The 20,375-nt window shown below is 45.9% G+C and carries 18 protein-coding genes; 8 read left to right on the forward strand and 10 right to left on the reverse strand.

All coding sequences use genetic code 11. From position 1 onward, the window contains the following. Nucleotides 1–38 precede the first annotated feature (38 nt). The 3 genes from IBX48_RS04250 to IBX48_RS04260 form a co-directional block, all read right to left on the reverse strand. Nucleotides 39–677, reverse strand: a complete 639-nt coding sequence (locus tag IBX48_RS04250) for a metalloregulator ArsR/SmtB family transcription factor (RefSeq protein ID WP_296831127.1) — start codon at nt 675–677, stop codon at nt 39–41. Between the two features lie 42 nt (nt 678–719). Further along, on the reverse strand, nt 720–1,841 hold the full coding sequence (locus tag IBX48_RS04255) for a YeeE/YedE family protein (protein ID WP_296831129.1): 1,122 nt from the start codon (nt 1,839–1,841) through the stop codon (nt 720–722). 83 nt (nt 1,842–1,924) lie between these two features. Beyond that, nucleotides 1,925–2,659: an MBL fold metallo-hydrolase gene (locus IBX48_RS04260; RefSeq protein WP_296831131.1), complete on the reverse strand. Its 735-nt coding sequence runs from the start codon at nt 2,657–2,659 to the stop codon at nt 1,925–1,927. Nucleotides 2,660–2,917: 258 nt separating this feature from the next. On the opposite strand from IBX48_RS04260, the gene IBX48_RS04265 reads away from it, so the two are divergent. The 8 genes from IBX48_RS04265 to IBX48_RS04300 all read left to right on the forward strand — a co-directional run bounded on the left by IBX48_RS04265 (nt 2,918) and on the right by IBX48_RS04300 (nt 11,314). Beyond that, a complete protein-coding gene (locus tag IBX48_RS04265; RefSeq protein WP_296831132.1) occupies nt 2,918–4,180 on the forward strand; it encodes an MFS transporter in 1,263 nt (420 codons plus the stop codon). A gap of 130 nt (nt 4,181–4,310) precedes the next feature. Beyond that, the gene (locus IBX48_RS04270; protein WP_296831157.1) at nt 4,311–5,276 is read left to right on the forward strand and encodes a MoxR family ATPase; all 966 of its coding nucleotides are present in this window, start codon (nt 4,311–4,313) and stop codon (nt 5,274–5,276) included. Nucleotides 5,277–5,351: 75 nt separating this feature from the next. Then, complete coding sequence (locus IBX48_RS04275; protein WP_296831134.1) at nt 5,352–5,747, forward strand: endonuclease domain-containing protein; 396 nt, start codon at nt 5,352–5,354, stop codon at nt 5,745–5,747. Next, the gene (locus IBX48_RS04280) at nt 5,748–6,686 is read left to right on the forward strand and encodes a DUF58 domain-containing protein (protein WP_296831136.1); all 939 of its coding nucleotides are present in this window, start codon (nt 5,748–5,750) and stop codon (nt 6,684–6,686) included. Further along, on the forward strand, nt 6,683–7,042 hold the full coding sequence (locus IBX48_RS04285; RefSeq protein ID WP_296831138.1) for a hypothetical protein: 360 nt from the start codon (nt 6,683–6,685) through the stop codon (nt 7,040–7,042). Before IBX48_RS04280 ends, IBX48_RS04285 begins: the two co-directional genes overlap by 4 nt. Further along, nucleotides 7,039–8,121, forward strand: a complete 1,083-nt coding sequence (locus IBX48_RS04290; protein WP_296831139.1) for a VWA domain-containing protein — start codon at nt 7,039–7,041, stop codon at nt 8,119–8,121. The genes IBX48_RS04285 and IBX48_RS04290 overlap by 4 nt, the downstream gene beginning before the upstream one ends. Then, entirely contained in the window at nt 8,109–10,004 is a 1,896-nt protein-coding gene (locus tag IBX48_RS04295) for a VWA domain-containing protein (protein ID WP_296831140.1), read from the forward strand. The genes IBX48_RS04290 and IBX48_RS04295 overlap by 13 nt, the downstream gene beginning before the upstream one ends. A 59-nt stretch (nt 10,005–10,063) precedes the next feature. Next, nucleotides 10,064–11,314 (forward strand): hypothetical protein, encoded by a 1,251-nt coding sequence (locus IBX48_RS04300; RefSeq protein ID WP_296831141.1) that lies wholly within the window; start codon nt 10,064–10,066, stop codon nt 11,312–11,314. On the opposite strand, the gene trxC is transcribed toward IBX48_RS04300, so the two are convergent. The 7 genes from trxC to IBX48_RS04335 form a co-directional block, all read right to left on the reverse strand. Next, complete coding sequence (trxC, locus tag IBX48_RS04305; protein ID WP_296831143.1) at nt 11,305–11,736, reverse strand: thioredoxin TrxC; 432 nt, start codon at nt 11,734–11,736, stop codon at nt 11,305–11,307. The two genes, IBX48_RS04300 and trxC, sit on opposite strands and share 10 nt — an antisense overlap. An 87-nt stretch (nt 11,737–11,823) precedes the next feature. After that, complete coding sequence (locus IBX48_RS04310; RefSeq protein ID WP_296831145.1) at nt 11,824–12,270, reverse strand: hypothetical protein; 447 nt, start codon at nt 12,268–12,270, stop codon at nt 11,824–11,826. 294 nt (nt 12,271–12,564) lie between these two features. Then, a complete protein-coding gene (locus IBX48_RS04315; protein WP_296831147.1) occupies nt 12,565–12,924 on the reverse strand; it encodes a hypothetical protein in 360 nt (119 codons plus the stop codon). Nucleotides 12,925–13,057: 133 nt separating this feature from the next. Beyond that, entirely contained in the window at nt 13,058–13,576 is a 519-nt protein-coding gene (locus IBX48_RS04320) for an adenine phosphoribosyltransferase (RefSeq protein ID WP_296831149.1), read from the reverse strand. Between the two features lie 31 nt (nt 13,577–13,607). Then, entirely contained in the window at nt 13,608–16,340 is a 2,733-nt protein-coding gene (locus IBX48_RS04325; RefSeq protein WP_296831151.1) for an EAL domain-containing protein, read from the reverse strand. After that, nucleotides 16,337–17,260 (reverse strand): ABC transporter substrate-binding protein, encoded by a 924-nt coding sequence (locus IBX48_RS04330; RefSeq protein ID WP_296831153.1) that lies wholly within the window; start codon nt 17,258–17,260, stop codon nt 16,337–16,339. Before IBX48_RS04330 ends, IBX48_RS04325 begins: the two co-directional genes overlap by 4 nt. A 136-nt stretch (nt 17,261–17,396) precedes the next feature. Further along, nucleotides 17,397–19,982, reverse strand: coding sequence for a GGDEF domain-containing phosphodiesterase (locus IBX48_RS04335; protein ID WP_296831155.1), 2,586 nt, complete (start codon nt 19,980–19,982; stop codon nt 17,397–17,399). Nucleotides 19,983–20,375 lie beyond the last annotated feature (393 nt).

The raw sequence follows: 20,375 nt of genomic DNA on the forward strand, positions 1-20,375 counted from the left end.
TGTTTGCAAGGGTTCTCATAACTTACAAGAGAATGAACCTAGCTTTGTACTCGCCACTCCGGATACCCTTCGGCGAGTCGTTTAGCTTGAATGCCGCGTTTTTGCAGCTCATCGACCGCCTGTTGTGACCACATGCAATAAGGGCCACGGCAATAGATGACCAGTGTTTGATCCGTCGCAAGGTCATGGAGTTTGCTGGGGATTTGTTCAATTGGAATATTGATGGCGTGCGGAATATGCCCGGCCACAAATTCATCTTCTGGTCGTACATCTAACAATGTATAAGGCTGTTTAAACTCGCGCAAAGCTTTGAGGGAAATGGGCTCATAAGCGGTATTGGGTTGCAGGTGCTCTAATAACAACGCCTGCATGCTATCGAGCTGCGATTCAGCGACATCACGTAAACTCACAATCAGGCGAAACACGCTGTCATCACTTAACGAATAAACGCTGTGTTGGCCTTGGCGTTCACTGGTCACCAGGCCGGCATGTTTGAGGGTTTGTAAATGTTTCGACACATTGGCAAGGCTGAGCCCGAGTTTTTTATGCAGGGTTTCAACATCGCAATCGGTTTGCGCCAGCACGTCTAAGATCATTAAACGGTTAGCATGTGCTAAGGCTTTACTAACCTGAGCCAATTGTTCAAACAAGCTAAGTTTAAGTGGGTTGATGGCCATATTTATCACTTTGGTGAGTTTTCATACGAAATTGAATGTTGATTAACAACCCTTTTTCTGACGCCATAATGGCTCAAACTTAATGCCTACCAACGCCCCAGCCGTGATGGCGGCGACCGCTACAAATGAACCTAAAGCCAAAGTAGCCACGCCAGACAAGCCGTGACCAACCGAACAACCCATCGCTAATACGGCACCAAACCCAACCAGCAAGGCACCGATGCTTGAGATCACGCCATCTTTAGCCGAATCAAAACCCGTTACTTTGAATTCACGATTGATTAAGCTGCTCACAAACGAACCCAGCGCCACACCAACCACGGCGATCAGACCAAACGAGATTAAACTCAAATTGGTGGGGCTCATTAAAAAGTTAACCGTGTCACCCATTGGGGCGGCAAATGTAAAGGATTGTGTGCCTAACCCAATGGGTGGGCTTTCCATAAAGGCGGCCTCTTCCATCACATAAGCACCTAACTGGCCGCCGGTTAAGGCATAAGCCGCCGCAATAATCGCACCCACAATTAAAGCTGTGATGACTGGCATTGGACGACGAAACTCGGCATTTCTAAACGCAAAATATAAAAAACTTAAACCAATCGCCCAGCTTAAAACCAGCAGGGCGTGATCTATGTATTGACTGCCCGAACCAAAAATTAAACTGGCTAAGTCTTGTGAACCGGCATAGTCGAGGTGAATAGTTAAGGGCGCCATGATGGGCATAATCCATTCACCATAAAACGAGGTACGGGTCATGATATAAGCCATCACCGACATCAGCGCAACTAGCCAAAGTGACTTGTAGCTTCCTTGGCCTAATTTAACCGTATTACGCATGCCGCAACCAGTCGCTAGCACCATACCTAAACCGAAAATAAAGCCACCGATAATATAACGGCCCCAAGCAAAATCAGCGGTTCGGTAAGGAGGGTGGCTGTCTGAAAGGTTCATCACATTAAACCATTCTAAACTACCTGAAATAATAATGCCGACACCCATTGCGGCGACAAACGTCCAAAGCCGTGTGCCATTGCCGAGGGTCAGGCGGTCTCGTAAACCACCGACCGCACAAAAGTTACTGCGTTGAGCGGTCGCCCCTAAAATAAAGGCGAGCGCGAACGCCAGCACGTAATAATTTATGAAGAAACTTGGAATATCGTTCATGAAGTGTGGCTCCCGGCTTTGGGGTTATTTTGTTATTTGTGGGGTCGGTGGATTGAGCACTCCACCGACTATCATGCCGGTGATTATAAAGGTTTAACGTTAAAACCGATAATTTTTTGCATATCTTCTGGGTAAGGCAGGATGGTGTTAGTAAGCTGGTCAACAAACGCGGCTTTATCAAGACTCAAACTTGGGTTATAACGTTTCTCAAACCCAATGGTCGATACCGCCTTACCGCTGATGCCCGCGCCACACACACTGCCGGCTTGCGCACCGGGTAAAATTTCCATGTAATCCGGCAAAGTTAATAACTTTTGCTGGATAGAGTCATAAAGTTTATTCGCCATTTCAACTTCACGACCGCGCAAGTCCGGACGCCCCACACTGCCGACAAATAACGTATGCCCAGTAATCACAAACCAAGCCTCATCGCAGCGCGATTTATCGGTTACCAATAAACTAATGCTGTCTTCGGTATGACCAGGGGTGTATAAAACTTGAGCATGTACATTACCAGCTTGAATTACTTGATTATCAGCCAAAGGCGTAAAGTCACATTGAGCCGGTGAATCTTGATGTAAACAGTATTCGCCGCCAGCACGTTTGGCCAATTCTGCGCCACCGGTATAATGGTCGGCATGTACGTGGGTGTCGATGACATAAGCAATTTTGACGCCTTTTTGCTGTGCTTTTTCTAAATAAAGTTCCACCTCATCCTGGTGAACATCTACCGCAATTGCCAAACCCTGACCGACACAACCTAACATGTAAGATAAAGAACCCGGCTCAGAATCAGGGGTATGTTGAAATAAAAACATCGCATTTCTCCTTGCTAAGACCCGATAACTCACCACCAGGCCTGCTTTTGATGTGATCAATTAGATAGTATTCAACTAATTGGTTGAATAAGACTATATCGGGTTCGGGTTTTTTATTCAACCCATTAGTTGAATAAATTTATTTATGCCGCCCAAAAAAGTTTTGGGGTGAGGTTTTGACCAATTTGATTGCAATTTTAAAACGAACCCACTAATATTCAACCAATTAGTTGAATATAAACCAAAGAGGATTTTAAAGTGCAGAATCAGCATTCCGTCGAACACGGTATTAAAGCCAATTTAAACCAAATTATACAACAACTCATACAGGTATTTTTGGTGGGTCTGGCGCTGGGGATGACACGCACGGTTGTACCCGGGCTGGCCGAAACTGAATTTGGTTTAGCCGCGCAAGCTTTTATGAGTTTGGTGATGTTTGTGGTGGTGTTTGGTTTAGTTAAAGCCTGTATGAACTTATTAGCCGGGCATTTAAGTGACCGCTGGGGGCGACGTTCTTTATTAGTGGCGGGCTGGTTGCTGGCGATACCGGTGCCGTTTTTAATTTATTTTGCACAAGACTGGTCTTGGATTGTGTGGGCGATGGTGTTTTTAGGTTTGAACCAGGGTTTATGCTGGTCTATGGCGTTAAACAGTAAATTAGACTTAGCCAAAGCCAATCAGAAAGGTTTAATTAACGGTTTTAATGAGTTTTCAGGTTATGCGGCGGTGGGGATCGCCGGCTGGTTAACCGCTTATTTGGCTGAACTTTATGGCGCGCGTGAAGCCCTGCTAGGGTTTGGTTTAGTGGTGGTTGGTTTAGGTCTCATTTTGGCAATTTGGAAAGTCATCGATACTCGTGCTTGGTCTGAACTGCATCAACATCACCATCGTCAAACGAACGGCGCCGATCCTGAGAAATCCAGCTTAGCGCAAATGTTTGGTTATGCAACGTTTAAACAACCTCAGCTAGTGGCATTAAACCAAGCGGGTCTGGTCGAAAAATTTATTGATGCATTGGTGTGGATTTTTATGCCAGTATATCTTATTAGCCAAGCGCAAAGTTTAGTGCAAGCCAGCGCCATTATTGCCATTTATGGTGTGGTCTGGGGCGGCTCACAATTAATTACCGGGCCTTTGTCGGATCGTTGGGGGCGCCGCGGTTTAATTGTATGGGGCTTTTGGTTGTGTGCGATCAGCAGTTTTGCTTTTGTGTTAGTAGACACGGCTTGGGCTTGGTCAATATTGGCGGCGTTAATGGGTTTTGGTATGGCCATGCTTTACCCAACTTTAGGCGCGGCAGTGGCGGATAACAGTGTGCCCAATCAGCGCGCGACTATTTTAGGCATTTATCGTTTTTGGCGTGACTTTGGTTACGCGGCCGGTGCTTTTTTAATGGGCTTATTGGCTTTTTATACCGAATCGGTAATCTGGCCATTTTATTTTGTCGGCATAATGATGTTTTTATCTGGACTCTGGGTTTGGTTGGCTTTGCCCGCTTCGCCGGCTAAAGCTAAGTCTTAAGCAAGGGACAATCACCCTCTAATTTTACGTGTTATTAAGTTTTGGCAAGCAGGTTGCAATAGCCGCCTAAACCTAAAGTTCAACCCACGAAATTGAAACCGATTATATTTGTTTACAAGGAATTCTGATGATGTCGACGCAACAAGCCTTTATGGGGTTAAAAACCCATTTACAAAAAACCATTGTGGGTCAAGAAGCCTTATTAGAGCGCATGATGATCGCCATGTTAACTGGCGGCCATGTGTTATTAGAAGGCCCACCAGGCCTGGCGAAAACCACCGCGGTGAAAACCTTGGCGAAGGGCGTGCATGCGAGTTTTCAACGCATTCAATTTACACCGGATTTAATGCCCGGTGATGTAATGGGCTCGGATATTCTCGACCCCAACACCGGTTCGCTCAGTTTTGTAAAAGGCCCGATCTTTAATGAAATCGTGTTGGCGGATGAGATTAACCGCGCGCCACCCAAAGTACAGTCAGCTTTATTGGAGGCGATGGCGGAAAAACAAGTTACCGCCGGCGGACAAACGCGTGCTTTGCCAGAATTGTTTATAGTAATGGCCACGCAAAATCCGCTTGAACAAAGTGGTACTTATCCTTTGCCTGAAGCGCAAATGGACCGTTTTATGTTGCATGTGGTGCTGGACTATCCAACCGAAACCGAAGAGTTGGAAATTCTGCGTCGTGATCGCGCCAAACACTATGGCATAGATAAAGAAGCCGACACCTCAAGCTTAACACCGCAAAACGTATTGGACGCGCGTCGTGAAGTCGCTGAACTACATGTTGCCGAACCGGTAGAAAAATATCTGGTGGCGTTGGTCGCCGCCACCCGTAAGTTGGATGAACTCGATGACACACTTAAAGCTGTGCTGGATGTAGGCGCCTCGCCACGGGCCTCGCTCGCTTTATTGCATGCCGCCAGCGCTTATGCCTGGTTGCAAGGTCGTGACTTTGTCACCCCGGATGATGTGGCAAGATTAGCGCCCGATGTATTACGCCATCGTTTAGCCCTCAGTTTTGCTGGCCGCGCCCAAGGTTGGACGCCCGATCAATTGATCGCCCGGTTATTAGAACTGGTCAAAGTGCCGGTTTAGTTAGCTACACCCCTCCCTTGATGGGAGGGGGCTAGGGGCGGGTGAATTGCAGTTGTGTAACTGGTAGTAAATAAGATGCTAAAACAAAACCCAAAATTGACAAACTACGCAATAGATATGCGTAAAAATCCAAGTGATGCGGAGGATAAGTTATGGTCTTTTCTGCGTGCAAAGCGTTTTGAAGGGTTGAAGTTTAGACGACAGCAACCTTTGCAAAACTATATTGTCGATTTTGTGTGCCATGAAATTAACCTGATTATTGAGCTAGATGGCGGTCAGCACAATGAAACTGAAATGATAAGTTATGATCAACAAAGAGCAGCAAAGTTTGAGGAAGCGGGTTATCAAGTGCTTCGGTTTTGGAATAATGATGTGCTGATGAATACAAACGATGTTTTGGAAGCGATACGTTTAGTGTGCTTGCAGCTCACCCGCCCCCTAACCCCCTCCCATCAAGGGAGGGGGGAGTAAGTGCGTTCTATTTTTAAATTCTGGCGTAGTTCGGCTATAAACCAACACAATATCAGTCAGCAACCGATTCTGTCGGCTCAGCAAATTGCGGATTGGGGGCAGGAGCTGGAGGCTTATTGGGCGAGCTTGCCGAGTTCACAGCGTTTAAGTGAATTGGCATTGTTTGGCGACCAATCCAGTCGTTTTCGTGGTCAGGGCATGGAATACGAAGAAAGTCGTTTATACCAGCCAGGCGACGAATTGCGCCATCTTAATTGGCGATTAATGGCGCGTACCGGTAAAGCCTTTACCAAGCTGTTTCAGGAAGAACGTCAGGCGCAGTGGGTGATCTTACTGGATCAGCGTCAGTCAATGCGTTTTGCCACCCAGGGTCAGCTAAAAGTCACGCAAGGGGCACGAATTGCAGGTTGGTTAGCCTGGATGGCACAGCAGCAACGAGTGCAAATTCAAGCCATCGGCCTAAGCGAAACCGTGTCGATGACACCGGTGATTCAGGGAATGAATTTGTATCAGCAAGTCATGCAGGCGTTAGCGATTCCTTGTCCGCCCACAGCCGATCAAGTCGAACCTAAGTTAGCGGATGTTTTAAACCAGCTTAAAGCCCATTGGCCGAATGGCACACGGGTTTGGATCATTAGCGACTTTGCCGACTTAACCGAATCCGACCAGGCCTGGTTGACGGCGATGAATCAATCCTGGCATTTAAGTGCGTTTTGGATTGAAGACCCAGCCGAAGTGCAATTACCCGCCAAGCAGCCATTAAAACTCCAAACCCACCACCAGGCCTGGTTGTTAGATAATCAACAACAATCTCAATACCAAGCTTGGGCAAAACCCCAACGCGATAAGCACCAGGCCTGGTTAAAACAAGCGGGCGTGGATGTGCATAACGTGCAAACCACCGATAGCTTACAACGCATACTGGCCGCCGAATTATGAACTTAACTCTAATGGATATCGATTTATTAAGCCCGCCACCGGCCGAGCCATTGATGAGTGCTTGGCTGTGGGCTTTGATCATAACCCTATTATTGGTCAGCTTGATAGGCCTAGTTATTTGGTTGTGGCGATCACCAGGCCTGGTGGTTTGGCGTTGGCGACGTCGGTTAGCGGGTTTACAAACCGATCAACAACGCAAACAGCTGGCATTAGACATCTACGACTGGCTCGCCCAACGCCATATTCCGCTCGATACCGCTTGCCACCAAGCTTTATTAACCGTCTGTTTTTCAGCCAACAAGGTGGACGCGGAAGAATTGGCAAACTGGTTAACCAAGATGAAGGCCTGTTTATGACGATGTTATTAGACTGGTGGGATTCTTGGCATTTTGCTTATCCGGCCTGGTTTTGGGCGTTAGCGGCTTGGCCGTTTGTGCAAACCATCTGGCCAAACACTTGGCGACCCAGCGGAGAAGCCGGTCAAATGCCGGTGTTTTTCCATCCGAAAATTGATCAGTTTATGGCAGATTCATCACACACGGATTTCACCTCCACAACCCAACAACGTGACTTAAGTCGGCGTGTGCTGATCAGTTTGCTTAAGTTCAGCCTTATGCTGAGTTTGTTAGTGGCTTTAGCTCAACCTCAACGTCTGATAGAACAAGCGCCGCAAGCCAATAGCCAGCCGGTGCGTGATATTGCGTTGGTATTGGAAAGCTCGGTGTCTTTCGTGCTTGAGGATTACGAACTGCAAGGCCAGCCCACCAGCCGGATGGAGGTGGTAAAAGCGGTATTGGACGAGTTTGTGCAAGGTTTAAGTGATAACCGTTTTAGCTTAGCTTTATATGCCGAACAGGCATACACTTTGGTGCCGATGACGTTTGATAACCAAGTCATGCGTGCCAATTTGCAAAGACTGCAACCCTATTTAGCTGGCCGCACCGATCAAGCGGTGGGCGAAGCCTTAGGCTTAGCTTTAAGAGAAGTCGCGCAAGCCGAGCAAACCGATAGCATTCAAAAACGTTTGGTCGTATTGGTGAGTGATGGCGTGCAAACCCCCAGCCGGATCAATTTAGATTCTATTATTGAATACGCCAAGCATTTATCCGTGCCGATTTATACCATAGGTATTGGCGCAGGCGCGGCGATACCCGCCGAAAACCCAACCTCCGGCTTGATTTACCAAGCCTTGCAAACCCGTGAACTCAAAAAATTGGCGGAGCAAACCAAGGGGCAGTTTTATCAAGTCGGCGGGCCGGATGATTTGCAATCGGTATTAAGTTCGATTGAACAAACCGAAGGTGTGCAACGTACGCCCACCAGCGAAACCCGTTGGCAAACCCAGCCGCTATATTACACGCCGTTAGCTTTTGCGTTAGGCTTATTACTGATTTGGTGGTTGCTGACCTTGGGAGGCCAAAGATGGAATTGCTAGCCGAATTAAGTCAATTTAGTTGGCGTGAAGCCAATTGGCTGTGGGGATTAGGTTTTCCACTGGTTTGGTGGTTATACCAGGCCTGGTCGTTACGTCGCCAACAAACCGATTACGCCCAAGCCGAATTTTGGCCTTGGGTACTGAGTCAAAAGTCAGCGCAACGCAAATTTAATCTGCTGGCGAGTTTGGCTTGGGTTGCTTTGATATTGGCGTTAGCTGGGCCGCGAATTGAACAAACCGATGTGATTGAATCCGATCGAGCTGGTGTGGATTTACTGGTGGTAATGGACGCGTCACGTTCGATGAGTGCACAAGATCAAAAACCGAATCGGTTTGCTTTTAGTCAAACCCTAATCGAATCGGTTAGTCAGCAGCTTAATGCACAAGATCGAATCGGTTTAATCAATTACACCGCTCAAGCCCATTGGGTCACGCCTTTTACCCAAGACAAATCGCTGTTTAAACGCGCTTTGTATTTAACCGAACCCAACTTATTGCCGCTGGCTGGCAGCCAACTTATCGACAGCCTGAGTTTTGCAGTGCAACAAGCCGCGCGTCAAACCATCGCGCCGTTAGTGGTGTTATTGGTTACCGATGGTGGCGGATTGGATGAGGTGTTGGATTCAAGCCAGCTGAGTGATTTGAGAAACCAACTTGCACAACAAGATGCCGAGTTAATTTTATTAGCGGTGGGCAAAACCCAAACCGTTTGGTTGGCAGATGAGCAACATCCTTCCGGTTGGCTACATGATGATAATCAGCCAGTGGATGTGGCCTTGCCTCGGGCGGCCTTGCAAAACCTGAGCCAGCAACTGAATGCGGACTATTTAGAAGCCAGTGGTGAGGCCGCTCTGCTGGAAAAATTACTAGACCCGATTCGTGCCAAAGCTGAACCTTTGCCGGTTAACCAAACCAAAACCGAGCAATCGGATTTAGCCCCTTGGTTAATGGGGTTGGCATTGGGTTTATTCATGATTATTCTGCACCTACCCAAGCCAGGCTTTAAAAGACTTTTACCGGGTTTGTCGATGCTTGGATTAGGTTTATTTAGTTTGATGTCAATTACCCCGAATACGGTTTGGGCGGCATCCACATCGTTAGAACATCAAGCTTACCAAGCGTTTGAGGCGCAAGAGTTTGAGCAAGCCGAACGACTTTATACGCGTTGGCTGGAAACGACTCAAGTCGAACAACCCGATCAAATGTTTCGGGCTTTAATCGGCGCAGGTAATGCGGCTTATCGCCAAACCCAATATGCACGTGCGTTAACCTGGTATCGCCAAGCCGTGTTAAACGCACGCCAAGATCAAGCACGTGCGCAAGCCTTGTTTAATTTAGGCAACGCTTACGCGCAACTTGAAATATGGGGTTTAGCGGTGGAAAGTTTTGAAGCCGTGAGTTTGTATCAAACCGAGCATGTCAAAGCCCAACAAAATTTAACACTGGCTTTAGCCGCCTTAACCGAACAACAAGCCAAGGCGGCAGAACAGGCTGCGGCCGAGTTGGCGGCAAAACAACAAGGCTTACGTAAAGATTTAGACGGCAGTTTGCACGGTGGCAGCCAGCCAAACCCGAACAATGAAGCCGGTTCGGGCGCCGAAGGCGAATCGGATGATGGTCGTTCAGAAGGCACGGGCTTTAGTTTGCCGGAACGATTGGCGGATTCTGAACTCTTAACGGGTCAAGACTGGGCGTTAGCCGGTTCAGCCAAATTCGTTGAAGCGCAATTACAAACCCAGCGCCGTTTAGACAATCTGCAAATGGAATTAAAAAACCTGCAAGACAATCAACAAGCCTTATTAAAACATCTGTTTGAACGCGAAGTCGGATTTCAGGCGCGTCAAGAAAAAGCACATGCGATACCGGGGGTGCAACCATGGTAAGGCGCAGAAATGGGCGACTATTAAACTTCACGACTTTTGTCGGCTTTTGGCTGATTTTATTGTCAATTAACAGCGTGTTCGCGCAAACTCAAACCCTAATGTTAGGCGAGAGTTTAAACATTAATTTGCGCAGTGATGATACGTTTGGCGATTACAAAAAGCTTGATTTAACGCCGCTCAAAACGCACTTTAAATTAGACGACTCATCACAAACCAGTGATCGTATTCGGTTAGTTTTAACACCCAAACAAGCTGGTCAAATTGAAATCCCGCAGATCAGTAGCGGGGGTTTAACGATTCCCGCCCAAATCCTAAACGTAAAGCCAAATGAGCAGGTCAATATAGAATGGCAACTACCACGCTCAATTCTTTGGCAAGGCGAATGGGCGGTTTGGCGAGCCAAGGTAACAGTAAAGGATGCCGGCTTGCCGGTGGCGATGGAAGCGTTAGATACGCCGGATATTCTTTATAGTGCGCAAGCACTTGCGCAAACCTTAGACAATCAGCGGACCGCCGAATTTGTACTGGTTCAAAGACTGGCCAACACCAGCCCAAAATTAACTCCACCAGTGATTCGGGTGCAAAATCGACAAGGTTTGCGCTGGCAGTTTTTTGCACCAGAAAACGATTATCAAATTCAGCCTTTACCTAGCTATGTGCCAGCTCAAATACCGGTGGGCGAGTTTTCATGGTTAGTTAATCGGCCACTTTGGAATCGCACGGGTGCGTTAGAAACGATCGAACTGACATTAAGCGGAATGAATGCGAGTCGTTTACCTGACTTAGGTGATCGAATGACCAGCGGCGAAGGCATTAATTGGTTGACGGCACAAACTAGCACCACAGAAAATTTAGGATTAGAGGGGCGGACTGAAACACAAACCTTAAACCAACCCTATCGAATCATGTCATCTGGTTGGGGTTATTACCCCGAAATAAGGCTTCAATATATTGACCCAGAGACAGGCAAATTAGTTGATTTGATTCAACCCGCCGAGCTTTATATTGCGTTACCGGCTTGGCTGTATTGGGTAGGGTACGTTGTGTTAATGTTCGTTGGGATTGGGCTGCTAATGGTTTCAATCAAATTCGGTAAAATAGGCTTTTACCGAGTGCGGCGTGATCGTGCTTTGGCACACACAACCGATGCATTGGCACGTTGGCAAATTTACCAAGCTTGGGGGCAAGCGCGTGGATTAGGTTTGCCCCAAACCCACCAGGCCTGGTTGGATGCCTATGAATCAAAGTTTGGCATTAACTCGGCGTTGCGTGCCGAGTTTGAAGACTTGGATCGTCAACTTTACAGATGACGTGACAGCCATTGTTTAAATTGGGTTAAGTCCATCGCGCCTGAAATTCGATCGACTTCTTGGCCATTTTTAAACACGGCCAAGGTCGGAATTGAACGAATGCCAAATTGCGCCGCCACCGCTTGTTCTTGCTCGGTGTTAATTTTGACAAAACGCGCCTGCGGATGGGTTTTAGAAAACTGTTGCGCCGCTTGTGCAAAAGTGGGTGCAAACATTTTGCAAGGACCACACCAGGCTGCCCAAAAATCAACAATCACAACTTGGTCAGTTTTTTGAATCGCTTTATTAAGTTGTAAGCCCGTCATTTCAAGCGGTTTATCAATTATTAAAGCTTGTTTACAATGTCCGCAACTCGGTTGGTTGGACAGTTTTTCAGCCGGCACACGATTTAAACCACCACAATTTGGGCACATAATAATCATCTTGACTCTCCTAACTTGAATGGTTTAACTATAGTTGTAAACCTGAAAAATTCAAGACTAAACTCAATACTTCTAAACGCCTCGTTACTAACTCAGCCAATTCGGTTTGGGGCTTTGTTGACCCGACTTTTCATAACCGTAATCCACAAATTGATGCAGGGTTTCATCGTGTGAATGAATGAGTTCGACCAGCTTAGGATCATCCGATGTAATGCGGGCTTCAACGCCATTTTCAATCGCTCGATATTGCATCTGAATTTGTTCACGAAACTCAAACAAGGCCGCAAATAACGGATCCCAGGATCGAATTGCGCGTCCCGAGGCAAAACGTTTTTCCATACCTTCTACATGATCAATTAACACATTTGCCAATCGAGGGTCTTCGCTGGTGGTGCGCGCTAATATGCCGTTTGCTAGCTTTTCAGTTTCGCGTTTTAGTTGCTTGTGTTGCTCTAATAACTCAGCAAACAAAGCTTGATCGCGTTTATGGGATTCATCACTGCCGTGTCCGTGTCGGTAGGGCTTGTCAGACATATAAAATTACCTCTATGGATATTTTAACCACATAACCAAAACAACATCAAAACAATGAAAAAATAGGGGCATAAAAAAAGCGACCAATAAGGCCGCCTAATATTCTGAGGAGCTGAGACTCCCGACAAGAGACTCAGTTAAGACTAAAAAACCAACCTGGTTAAACAATGACAAATAACCAAATCGTTATAATATAGTCTACAACATAAAAAACAGTAAATTATTGAGAAACTATGAAGATAGCGTTAGGGCAATCCTCAACACGGGCATGCCGTGTTGAGTTAACGCTCAGTATTAAGCTGAAGTGTTTGGCGTTTCAGCCGAATCTGTCTGGCTTAATTGTTGCGCATTATAGTTAGCCTGCGCTTGCAAAGTTGAGGCGTAAGTTAAACCGTGGTTGGTATCACTCGCTTGGGTGTTTTGATCTTGCACAGGCGCATTTTGATTCACTGTTTGGCTGGCGGCCAAGTCCATATAATCATTACCGGCTGCTTGGCCTTGGCTTGACAAGGTAACCGTTGTATTACCACCGCTGCTGACATCAGTAGAAGCGCGGTCGGTTACACGGTTTTCAGCTTGTTGGGCCGCTTGGTTCTGTTGCGGCACCACACTCATAGCGACCGATTGCATGGCTGGATTGATTGTATTACTCATCATCAACTCCCTGGTTGTGTTGTGACTTCGGTTGCATTATCACATTCGCAAGTGACTAAAAGCAAGTGAAACTGTGCAGATAGTATGAATTAAGTGGTTGATTTATAAAGCGCCTTAGCCAGGTTGTTGGCAATTAGTCGTTATATTGAATCACTGAGCGTACTTTCATATCGGCGTATTCAAAGCTGTTTAATGCGGCTAAATCGACTAAACAAGCCAAGCCGACTACTTGATAACCAACCCTATCGCAGAGTTCGCAAGCGGCTTGCATTGAGCCGCCGGTGGCAATTAAGTCGTCTAATATAATAATGCGCGAGCCATCGCCTTTTTGCATTTCTAACTTATCGCGCCCATATTCCAAGCCATACTCAATTGAGGCGTGCACATTGGGCAACTTGCCGGGTTTGCGTACCTTGATAAAGCCCTTGTTGTGTTTGTAAGCTAAAGCGGCGGCAAAAATAAAACCGCGAGACTCAATACCCGCAACATGGTCAATGTTGGCCCATTCTTGTTGACTAAATAAATCACTCATCGCATCAATGGTGGCGTGTAAATGATTTTTAAGTAAAGGTGAAATATCACGAAACAAAATGCCCGGTTTTGGAAAGTCCGGTACATTTGACATATATTGGCTTAAAGGATGTGGATTCATTTAGGTACCTTAAAAATGAGTATTCTATAGTTTAACGAGTTTCTCTGACAAAATCAGGCGATGGGCGACCGTACAAGTAACCTTGTAATAAATCGCAGCCTAAATCATGCAAGATACGGGCTTGTTCAGGCTCTTCAACGCCTTCGGCGACCACGGCTAATTGTAATTCTTTTGCTAGGGTAATAATGGTTTTAACAATCGCGGCATCATTTTCATCAACCAGCATATCACGCACAAACGACTGATCCACTTTTAACGAACCTAAGGGTAAGGATTTTAAATAATTTAAAGACGAATAGCCAGTGCCAAAGTCATCTAAGGCAAAGTTGATGCCGAGGGTTTTTAATGCATGCATTTTTTCAGCGGTATCCTGAATATCATCCATCAACATACTTTCGGTAATTTCGAGTTCTAGTTTGCTAGCATCAATATTATATTGACTTAAGGCATGATTAATAGAGTCCACAAAATCTGGCTGGTGGAATTGACGAGCACTTATATTAATCGCCAGTTTTAGATTTTGTTTGTCGGGTTGTTCTTGCCAGGCTTGCAGGGTTAAGCAGGCCTGGTGGAGTATCCATTTGCCGATGGGGATAATGAGTCCGGTTTCTTCGGCGACACCAATAAAATCAAATGGAGTAACTAGCCCCTTTTGTGGGTGCTGCCAGCGAATTAAGGCTTCATAACCGTGTAACTCACCCGAAAAACAATATTTAGGTTGATAATAAAGCACAAACTCCTTGAGTTCGATTGCGCGCCGCAGGTCAAATTCAATTTCGCTGCGTTTAGAGGCGGCTTCTTGCATAGATGGATCAAAGAACCGAATTGTATTACGCCCTTGAGCTTTAGCTTGGTACATCGCCAAATCTGAACGTTTCATAATTTCATCGGCGGATTCGTAGTGGTCAATAAACAGGTTAATCCCGATACTGGCGGTTAAAACATATTGGCTCTCAGATAACGGATAAGCCTCATTAAAGCGATTCAAGATTTTTTCCGACACCAGTTTGGCGTGGTTGGCGGCCTCTTCCTGTTTGAAGCCTATATCTTGCAATAAGATAATGAATTCATCACCACCGGGTCGGGCGACCGTGTCGCCTTCTCTCACGCAGGATTTTAAACGCTCAGCGACTTGTTTTAAGAGTTCATCGCCCAGTTTATGCCCTAACGTATCATTGAGGTTTTTGAAATGGTCGAGGTCAATAAACAGCAATGCACAATAATGCAGATTGCGCGAGCTGGCGGAGATCGCCTGAGCAATATGGTCTTCCAGCAAACGACGGTTCGCCAAGCCGGTTAATGGGTCGTAAAACGCGAGTTTATGAATACGTTCTTCATTGAGTTTACGCATCGTGATGTCACTAAAAGTCGATAAATAGTGAGTAATTTGACCTTTAGGATTCCTGATCACAGTGATAACTTGGTGTTCGGGATAAATTTCGCCGTCCTTGCGACGGTTCCATATTTCGCCACGCCAGCCGCCGGTTTCAATAATGTCGGCCCACATTTGCTGGTAAAACTCATCGTCATGCACACCAGACTTAAGAATACGCGGGGTTTGACCCACGGCTTCTTTCTCGCTAAAGCCGGTAATGTCGGTAAACGCATGGTTGACCCGAATAATGGTTTGATTGGCATCGGTGATTAAAATCGCCTCTTGAGTTTCAAACGCCACTGATGAAATTCGCAGGTTTTCTTCGTTGCGTTTAACCAGCGTTAAACTATTCGATAAACGTTGGTTGTAAATCATTAATAAAAAGCCCAGCAGCAAGATGATCGCTAACGCCACCCAGCTCATCATGACCTCTACTTTGCGTGCTTGCCAAATGTCTTTCCAGCCAATTTCAGGCAGAATATGGTACGGGCGTATTCTTAAACTTCGCATCAGTTCACGAATAGGTTCGTAATCGGCTGGCACACTGAAACCGTAAAAATTGGCGTTACGTAAAACCGGGCTATTATAAGGTATGGCTAAAAATGCGCTGGTGACCTGTCCAGCATACTCCATGCGAATATGTGGCATAGCCGCGAGCGGCCATTCTGGATAAATTTGGGTAGAAATTAAAAACGGAAAGCCGGCCAATTCTTGTGGATTCAGTACGCGCAGATGGTCTAAATTTATTAAGCCACGCGCTTGCATGTTTTCTAATACACCAGTGCGTACAAAAGCGGCATCGGCACGATCATCCAGCACCGCGTTAACCGCTAAATCATGTGGCATTTCGGTTTCAAATACACTGTAACTATCAGGCTCAACACCTGCGAGTTTAATTTCGTAGGCTTGCATCATATAGCCACCAAACGAGCCTTCTTTAGGTGAGGCAATACGTTGACCTTTTAAATCAATCAAATCTAAAATGTCGGTTCGGTCATTTTTAACCACAACCACACCGCCAAAGCCCCGCAGCGGGATACCATCATGCAACGTCATTAAACTTACCAAAGGACTTGACAGGCCTTGAGAGTGTGCCAGTTCAACATAAAAAGCCGAATTGGTAAGCACAAAGTCGAGCTCACGTCGTGCCACCGCTAAACTTAATTCATCATAATATAACGGCCGCAGTGTTAATTCTATGTCGGTGAGCTGTCGATTTAGGTGGTCGATAATCGGTTGCCAGCGTGCTTCAACTATCGGCTTAGGTTGAAAGGCGAGCACACCCAGCACAAAGGTTTCTTTTGCTTTAAGTGTGGTGGAATAAAAAACAAATAGAAGCCCAAGCAATAATCCCCAGCCAAGTTGCTGGTCGGAACGTCGGCCGATCATAAACGTGCCTTAGGAATAAATTCGTTGGTAAAAATGGTGCGTAAATCACAGTCGTCTACAATAATGCCAGCTTCATGCATCACGTAAACTAAGTGGGCCGCGGCTTTTATCATACGGTCATCCAGTTTGGATAAATAAGCGTAGTTGGCAAGCGCATCGGGCATTAATAAGCCACGGTAAACTTGCATTATATCTTCGGCTGGCATATTCATGCGTTTAGCAATGCGGTGGCTGGCATCCATAGGATTGGTGCGGAAATGATGAAGTGCATTAAAATGTGTATCAATCAGATCATACAGCGCCATTTTATGGCGCTGAGCGGCGTCGGCCGTGACCACCAACAAGTCAAAGATTTTGTCGGGAATTTGTTGGCTATTAAACAGTCTGTGACCACCGGAATAGAGTAGTTTGGTGGCATTGGGTTCATAGGTAATAAGCGCATCTACTTCATTATCCAACCAGGCCTGGTGGTGATGGTCGAAACTCATGTCGACCAACTTGATTTCATTTCGATCCAAAATGCTGTGGTTCAGAAACTCGTGCAGCATCAGCGCGCCTAAAGCAGAGGCTTCGTAACCAATGGTTTTGCCGGTTAAATCTTGCGGCGTTTTTATGTCAGGCTTTGCGATTACGACATCGGCACCCACCGAAATATCAAAAATCATCGCCACGCGTAAATCGTAGCCTTCACTGCACAAACGAATCATTTCATCTAGCGTTAACATCGCCGCTTGGGCTCGGCCATCACGAATCGCTTGCATGGATTCTGAGGCATTTGGTGTGTCTAGACTTTGCATACCGTTTAGTGGCAGCCAGCCTAAGTCACGCGCCATAAAAAAGATTTCGTAACCCGGCCAAGGATGCCCTGCGACCACCAGTGGTTCAGTCGGCCCACAAGCTGATAACCACGGCGCGAGCATAGAGACGCCAGATAATTGTAATAGCTGGCGCCGACTAAGTGATGGGAGGCGTTGCGAAGCCATGGTTTACCTCGATCAGTTCAAAAGAATTAAACTGATTTTATACGTTTTTGTGATTAGCGTGTCTGTTTTTCGACTATTTTACATGTTCTGGGACGTGTTGCATAAATTCGGCCGCCGGAAAACCCACAAAATAACCCTGTGCATAATGAATGCCGAGTTTTTTAACCGCATCCAGGGTTTCTCGGTCTTCAATAAACTCGGCCACGGTTTCAATCCCAATCGATTTAGCGAGCGCCACGGCACTTTCGACAAACGCGTGATCAATCCGATCATGCAACATATTGCTAATAAATTCACCTTCAATTTTTAAATAATCGATCGGGAAATGTTTTAAATAATGGAAAGACGAAAAGCCTGAACCAAAATCATCAATTGCAAACCGAAAACCTTCAAATTTGAGATCACGCACAAATTTTTCAAGCAAACTAATGTTGCGCACGGTTTCGCGTTCAGTCAGCTCAAACACAATAGAGTTAGGCGAAATATCGAATTCTTGTGCGAGGGTTTTAACCTGGTTAATGAACTCATTTAAGATCATCGCCTTGGGCGATAAATTGATGAATAACAGGCCTTTGTATTGCGAATCGCGCATTTTCTTAAAGGCTTGTTTAATCAAAATATAGTCGAGTTTGTGCACGATTCCCATGTTTTCTGCGACATCAATAAACTCATTGGCGGTCACTAAACGCCCCTTGTGGCGAATACGCATTAGCAGTTCATGCACCTCCACCACTGGTTGATCGCCAGCGATACCTAAAATCGGCTGGAAATGGGCTTCAATTGAGGACTCGTTTTCTAAAACATCCAACAAGAAAGAAGTTTTTTCGGTGTTTCGATGATACAAATCGTGCAATTCATCGTCGGTTGGAATCGACACTTGATCTTTACCGATATGCTTACTTTTGTACATCATGTTGTCGGCGACCACAAACAACTCTTTGCTGGATTTAGCGTGTTCCGGATAACTCGCGAGCCCAATCGAACAGGCGACATGCACACGTTGGTTGTTATGCGCGATTTCCTCAATTTTATGCACTTGATCCAGCACTCTTTGGGCGACATCGTAGGCTTGGCCCAGGTTGGTTTCGGGCAATAAAATCACAAACTCATCGCCACCGTAACGTCCAAATACATCGCCAGGGCGCAAGATGTCGTGTACCTGAGTGGCAAAACTTTGCAACATCAAGTCACCAAACGCATGGCCAAACCGGTCGTTGATGTTTTTAAAGTTATCAAAATCCAACACCATTAATGAAAACGCATAGTCTTTGCGATCGGCACGGCCCATTTCGTATTCCAGCATTTCATTAAACACGCGCTGGTTAAATAAATTGGTAAGTGGATCACGTGTAGCGTAATACTCTAAATCGTGGGTGTATTTATTGATGGCTTTGATCGAGCCGACCACGTTAATTAAAGTGGTTAAAATGCTTTCGATCACCATCGCGCGGGTTAGGTCCTGGCCAACCAGCGATTGCACACCTATGCCGACTACGCCACCAATTTTGGGTGTATCTAACATTAAGCTTTTGGTTTGGAGTTCAATATCTACACTATTTTCACGCAATGATCGACTTTCATCCGCAATCGAATGATGAATATCAATGGTTGGGTCATGGCGCAAAATTGGGTGATTTTTAATTTGATTACACGCCGAATCTTCAAACATCTTTTTCATCGAATCGGTGGGCACACCGGCCCAAAAAATCTCCATCGCAAAACGTTCTTCGTCGTCGGTACGAAACACCACAAACAACGCGTACATGGGAAGAATTGTGGTCATCTCAATAATCAGATTATTAATGTGCTCTTTCCAGTCTTTGACGACTTCAGAGGTAATAATAAACTTATCCAGCAGCTGAATTTCAAACTCCAAAATATCGCGATCCACCGCCACGGTTTGAAGTTTTTCCGCCAAGCTTTGGAACTGTTCACCGAGTTGCTGGAATTCACTGTATTCAGAAAACAACGCATTCGGTTCAATGTCTTTTAAGTCGCGCACCTTCTGAATGCTTTGCACCTGGTTGTGCAAGGTGGTGATGGCTTTGTTTAATACCGAAGTTAGTTTAAGACCAATCAAATAGGCCATCAACATAGGCAAGGGTAATAACACCAAGAAAAACCAGAAAAACTGGGTTTTGGCCTCAGAGATTTCCGAACCTAAATCCTGTGAGATATGCATAATGCCCAGCACGTCGCCTTTTTTTGCGTTGGCATGGCAACTTAAGCAACGCGCTTCGGCTTTTAGAGGTAGCAGGCTTAAGCGTAAATCACCTTTGGCGTGCACCGCGGCTTCACCTGTGCGAAATACCGGGCTAATCCATTGCTTAACATCCTCATTCATGTCTTGCTTAAATGCGCCGTATAAATCAGCCACTAAAGCACTGCGGTATATATCAATTTCAATGTCCGAACGTTGGTAGGCTTGCTGGGTATCGTCTAAAAACTGGTTAAGTTGCTCGCGACTCCAACCTTGGCTCATAATTTCGTACATCTTGTCGAAGGTCAGTTGCGAAAGTGTGACCGCCCCTTTCTGAGCATTTTGAGTGAGCACTCGTTCAAAAATATTGGAGGCGACCAAATAGGACAAACCAAATAGAGCGAAAGAGGCGACAAGTGCGCCCATTAAAATAAGTTTTTTGATGCTGGTCGGTTTCATTAGATGCGTTTCAAATTCGAATAAGATGTTCAGTATAGTGGAGCCACCGCAGGACGGCTAATAAAAAACCGTTATAACCCAATGCAGTTGTATAAAAAGTTGATACGGAATAATTTTAGACCAGGCCTGGTGCTGGATAAGCTGAAGGCTTTCAATAACTTGACAATCTGAAATGACGGTTAGATTGGAATTTTGCCAGGTGAGTAAGCGTTAAAAACAAAGTAAAAATAATTATAAAGTGAATTGTTTAGCGAGAGCTTGGCTGAAAACCCGAAGCATTTCGCTCCGGGTTGAGGGGTTAGACGAAGCCTTTGTAGCTTAAATAAGCCTCATAATTGTCGTTAAAGTCTTCAATACCTTCTGGCGACATCACCCACAAGCGTTGCGCTAATG

Origin of the sequence: Thiomicrospira sp. (assembly GCF_014859555.1) — a bacterium.
Taxonomy (GTDB): domain Bacteria; phylum Pseudomonadota; class Gammaproteobacteria; order Thiomicrospirales; family Thiomicrospiraceae; genus Thiomicrospira.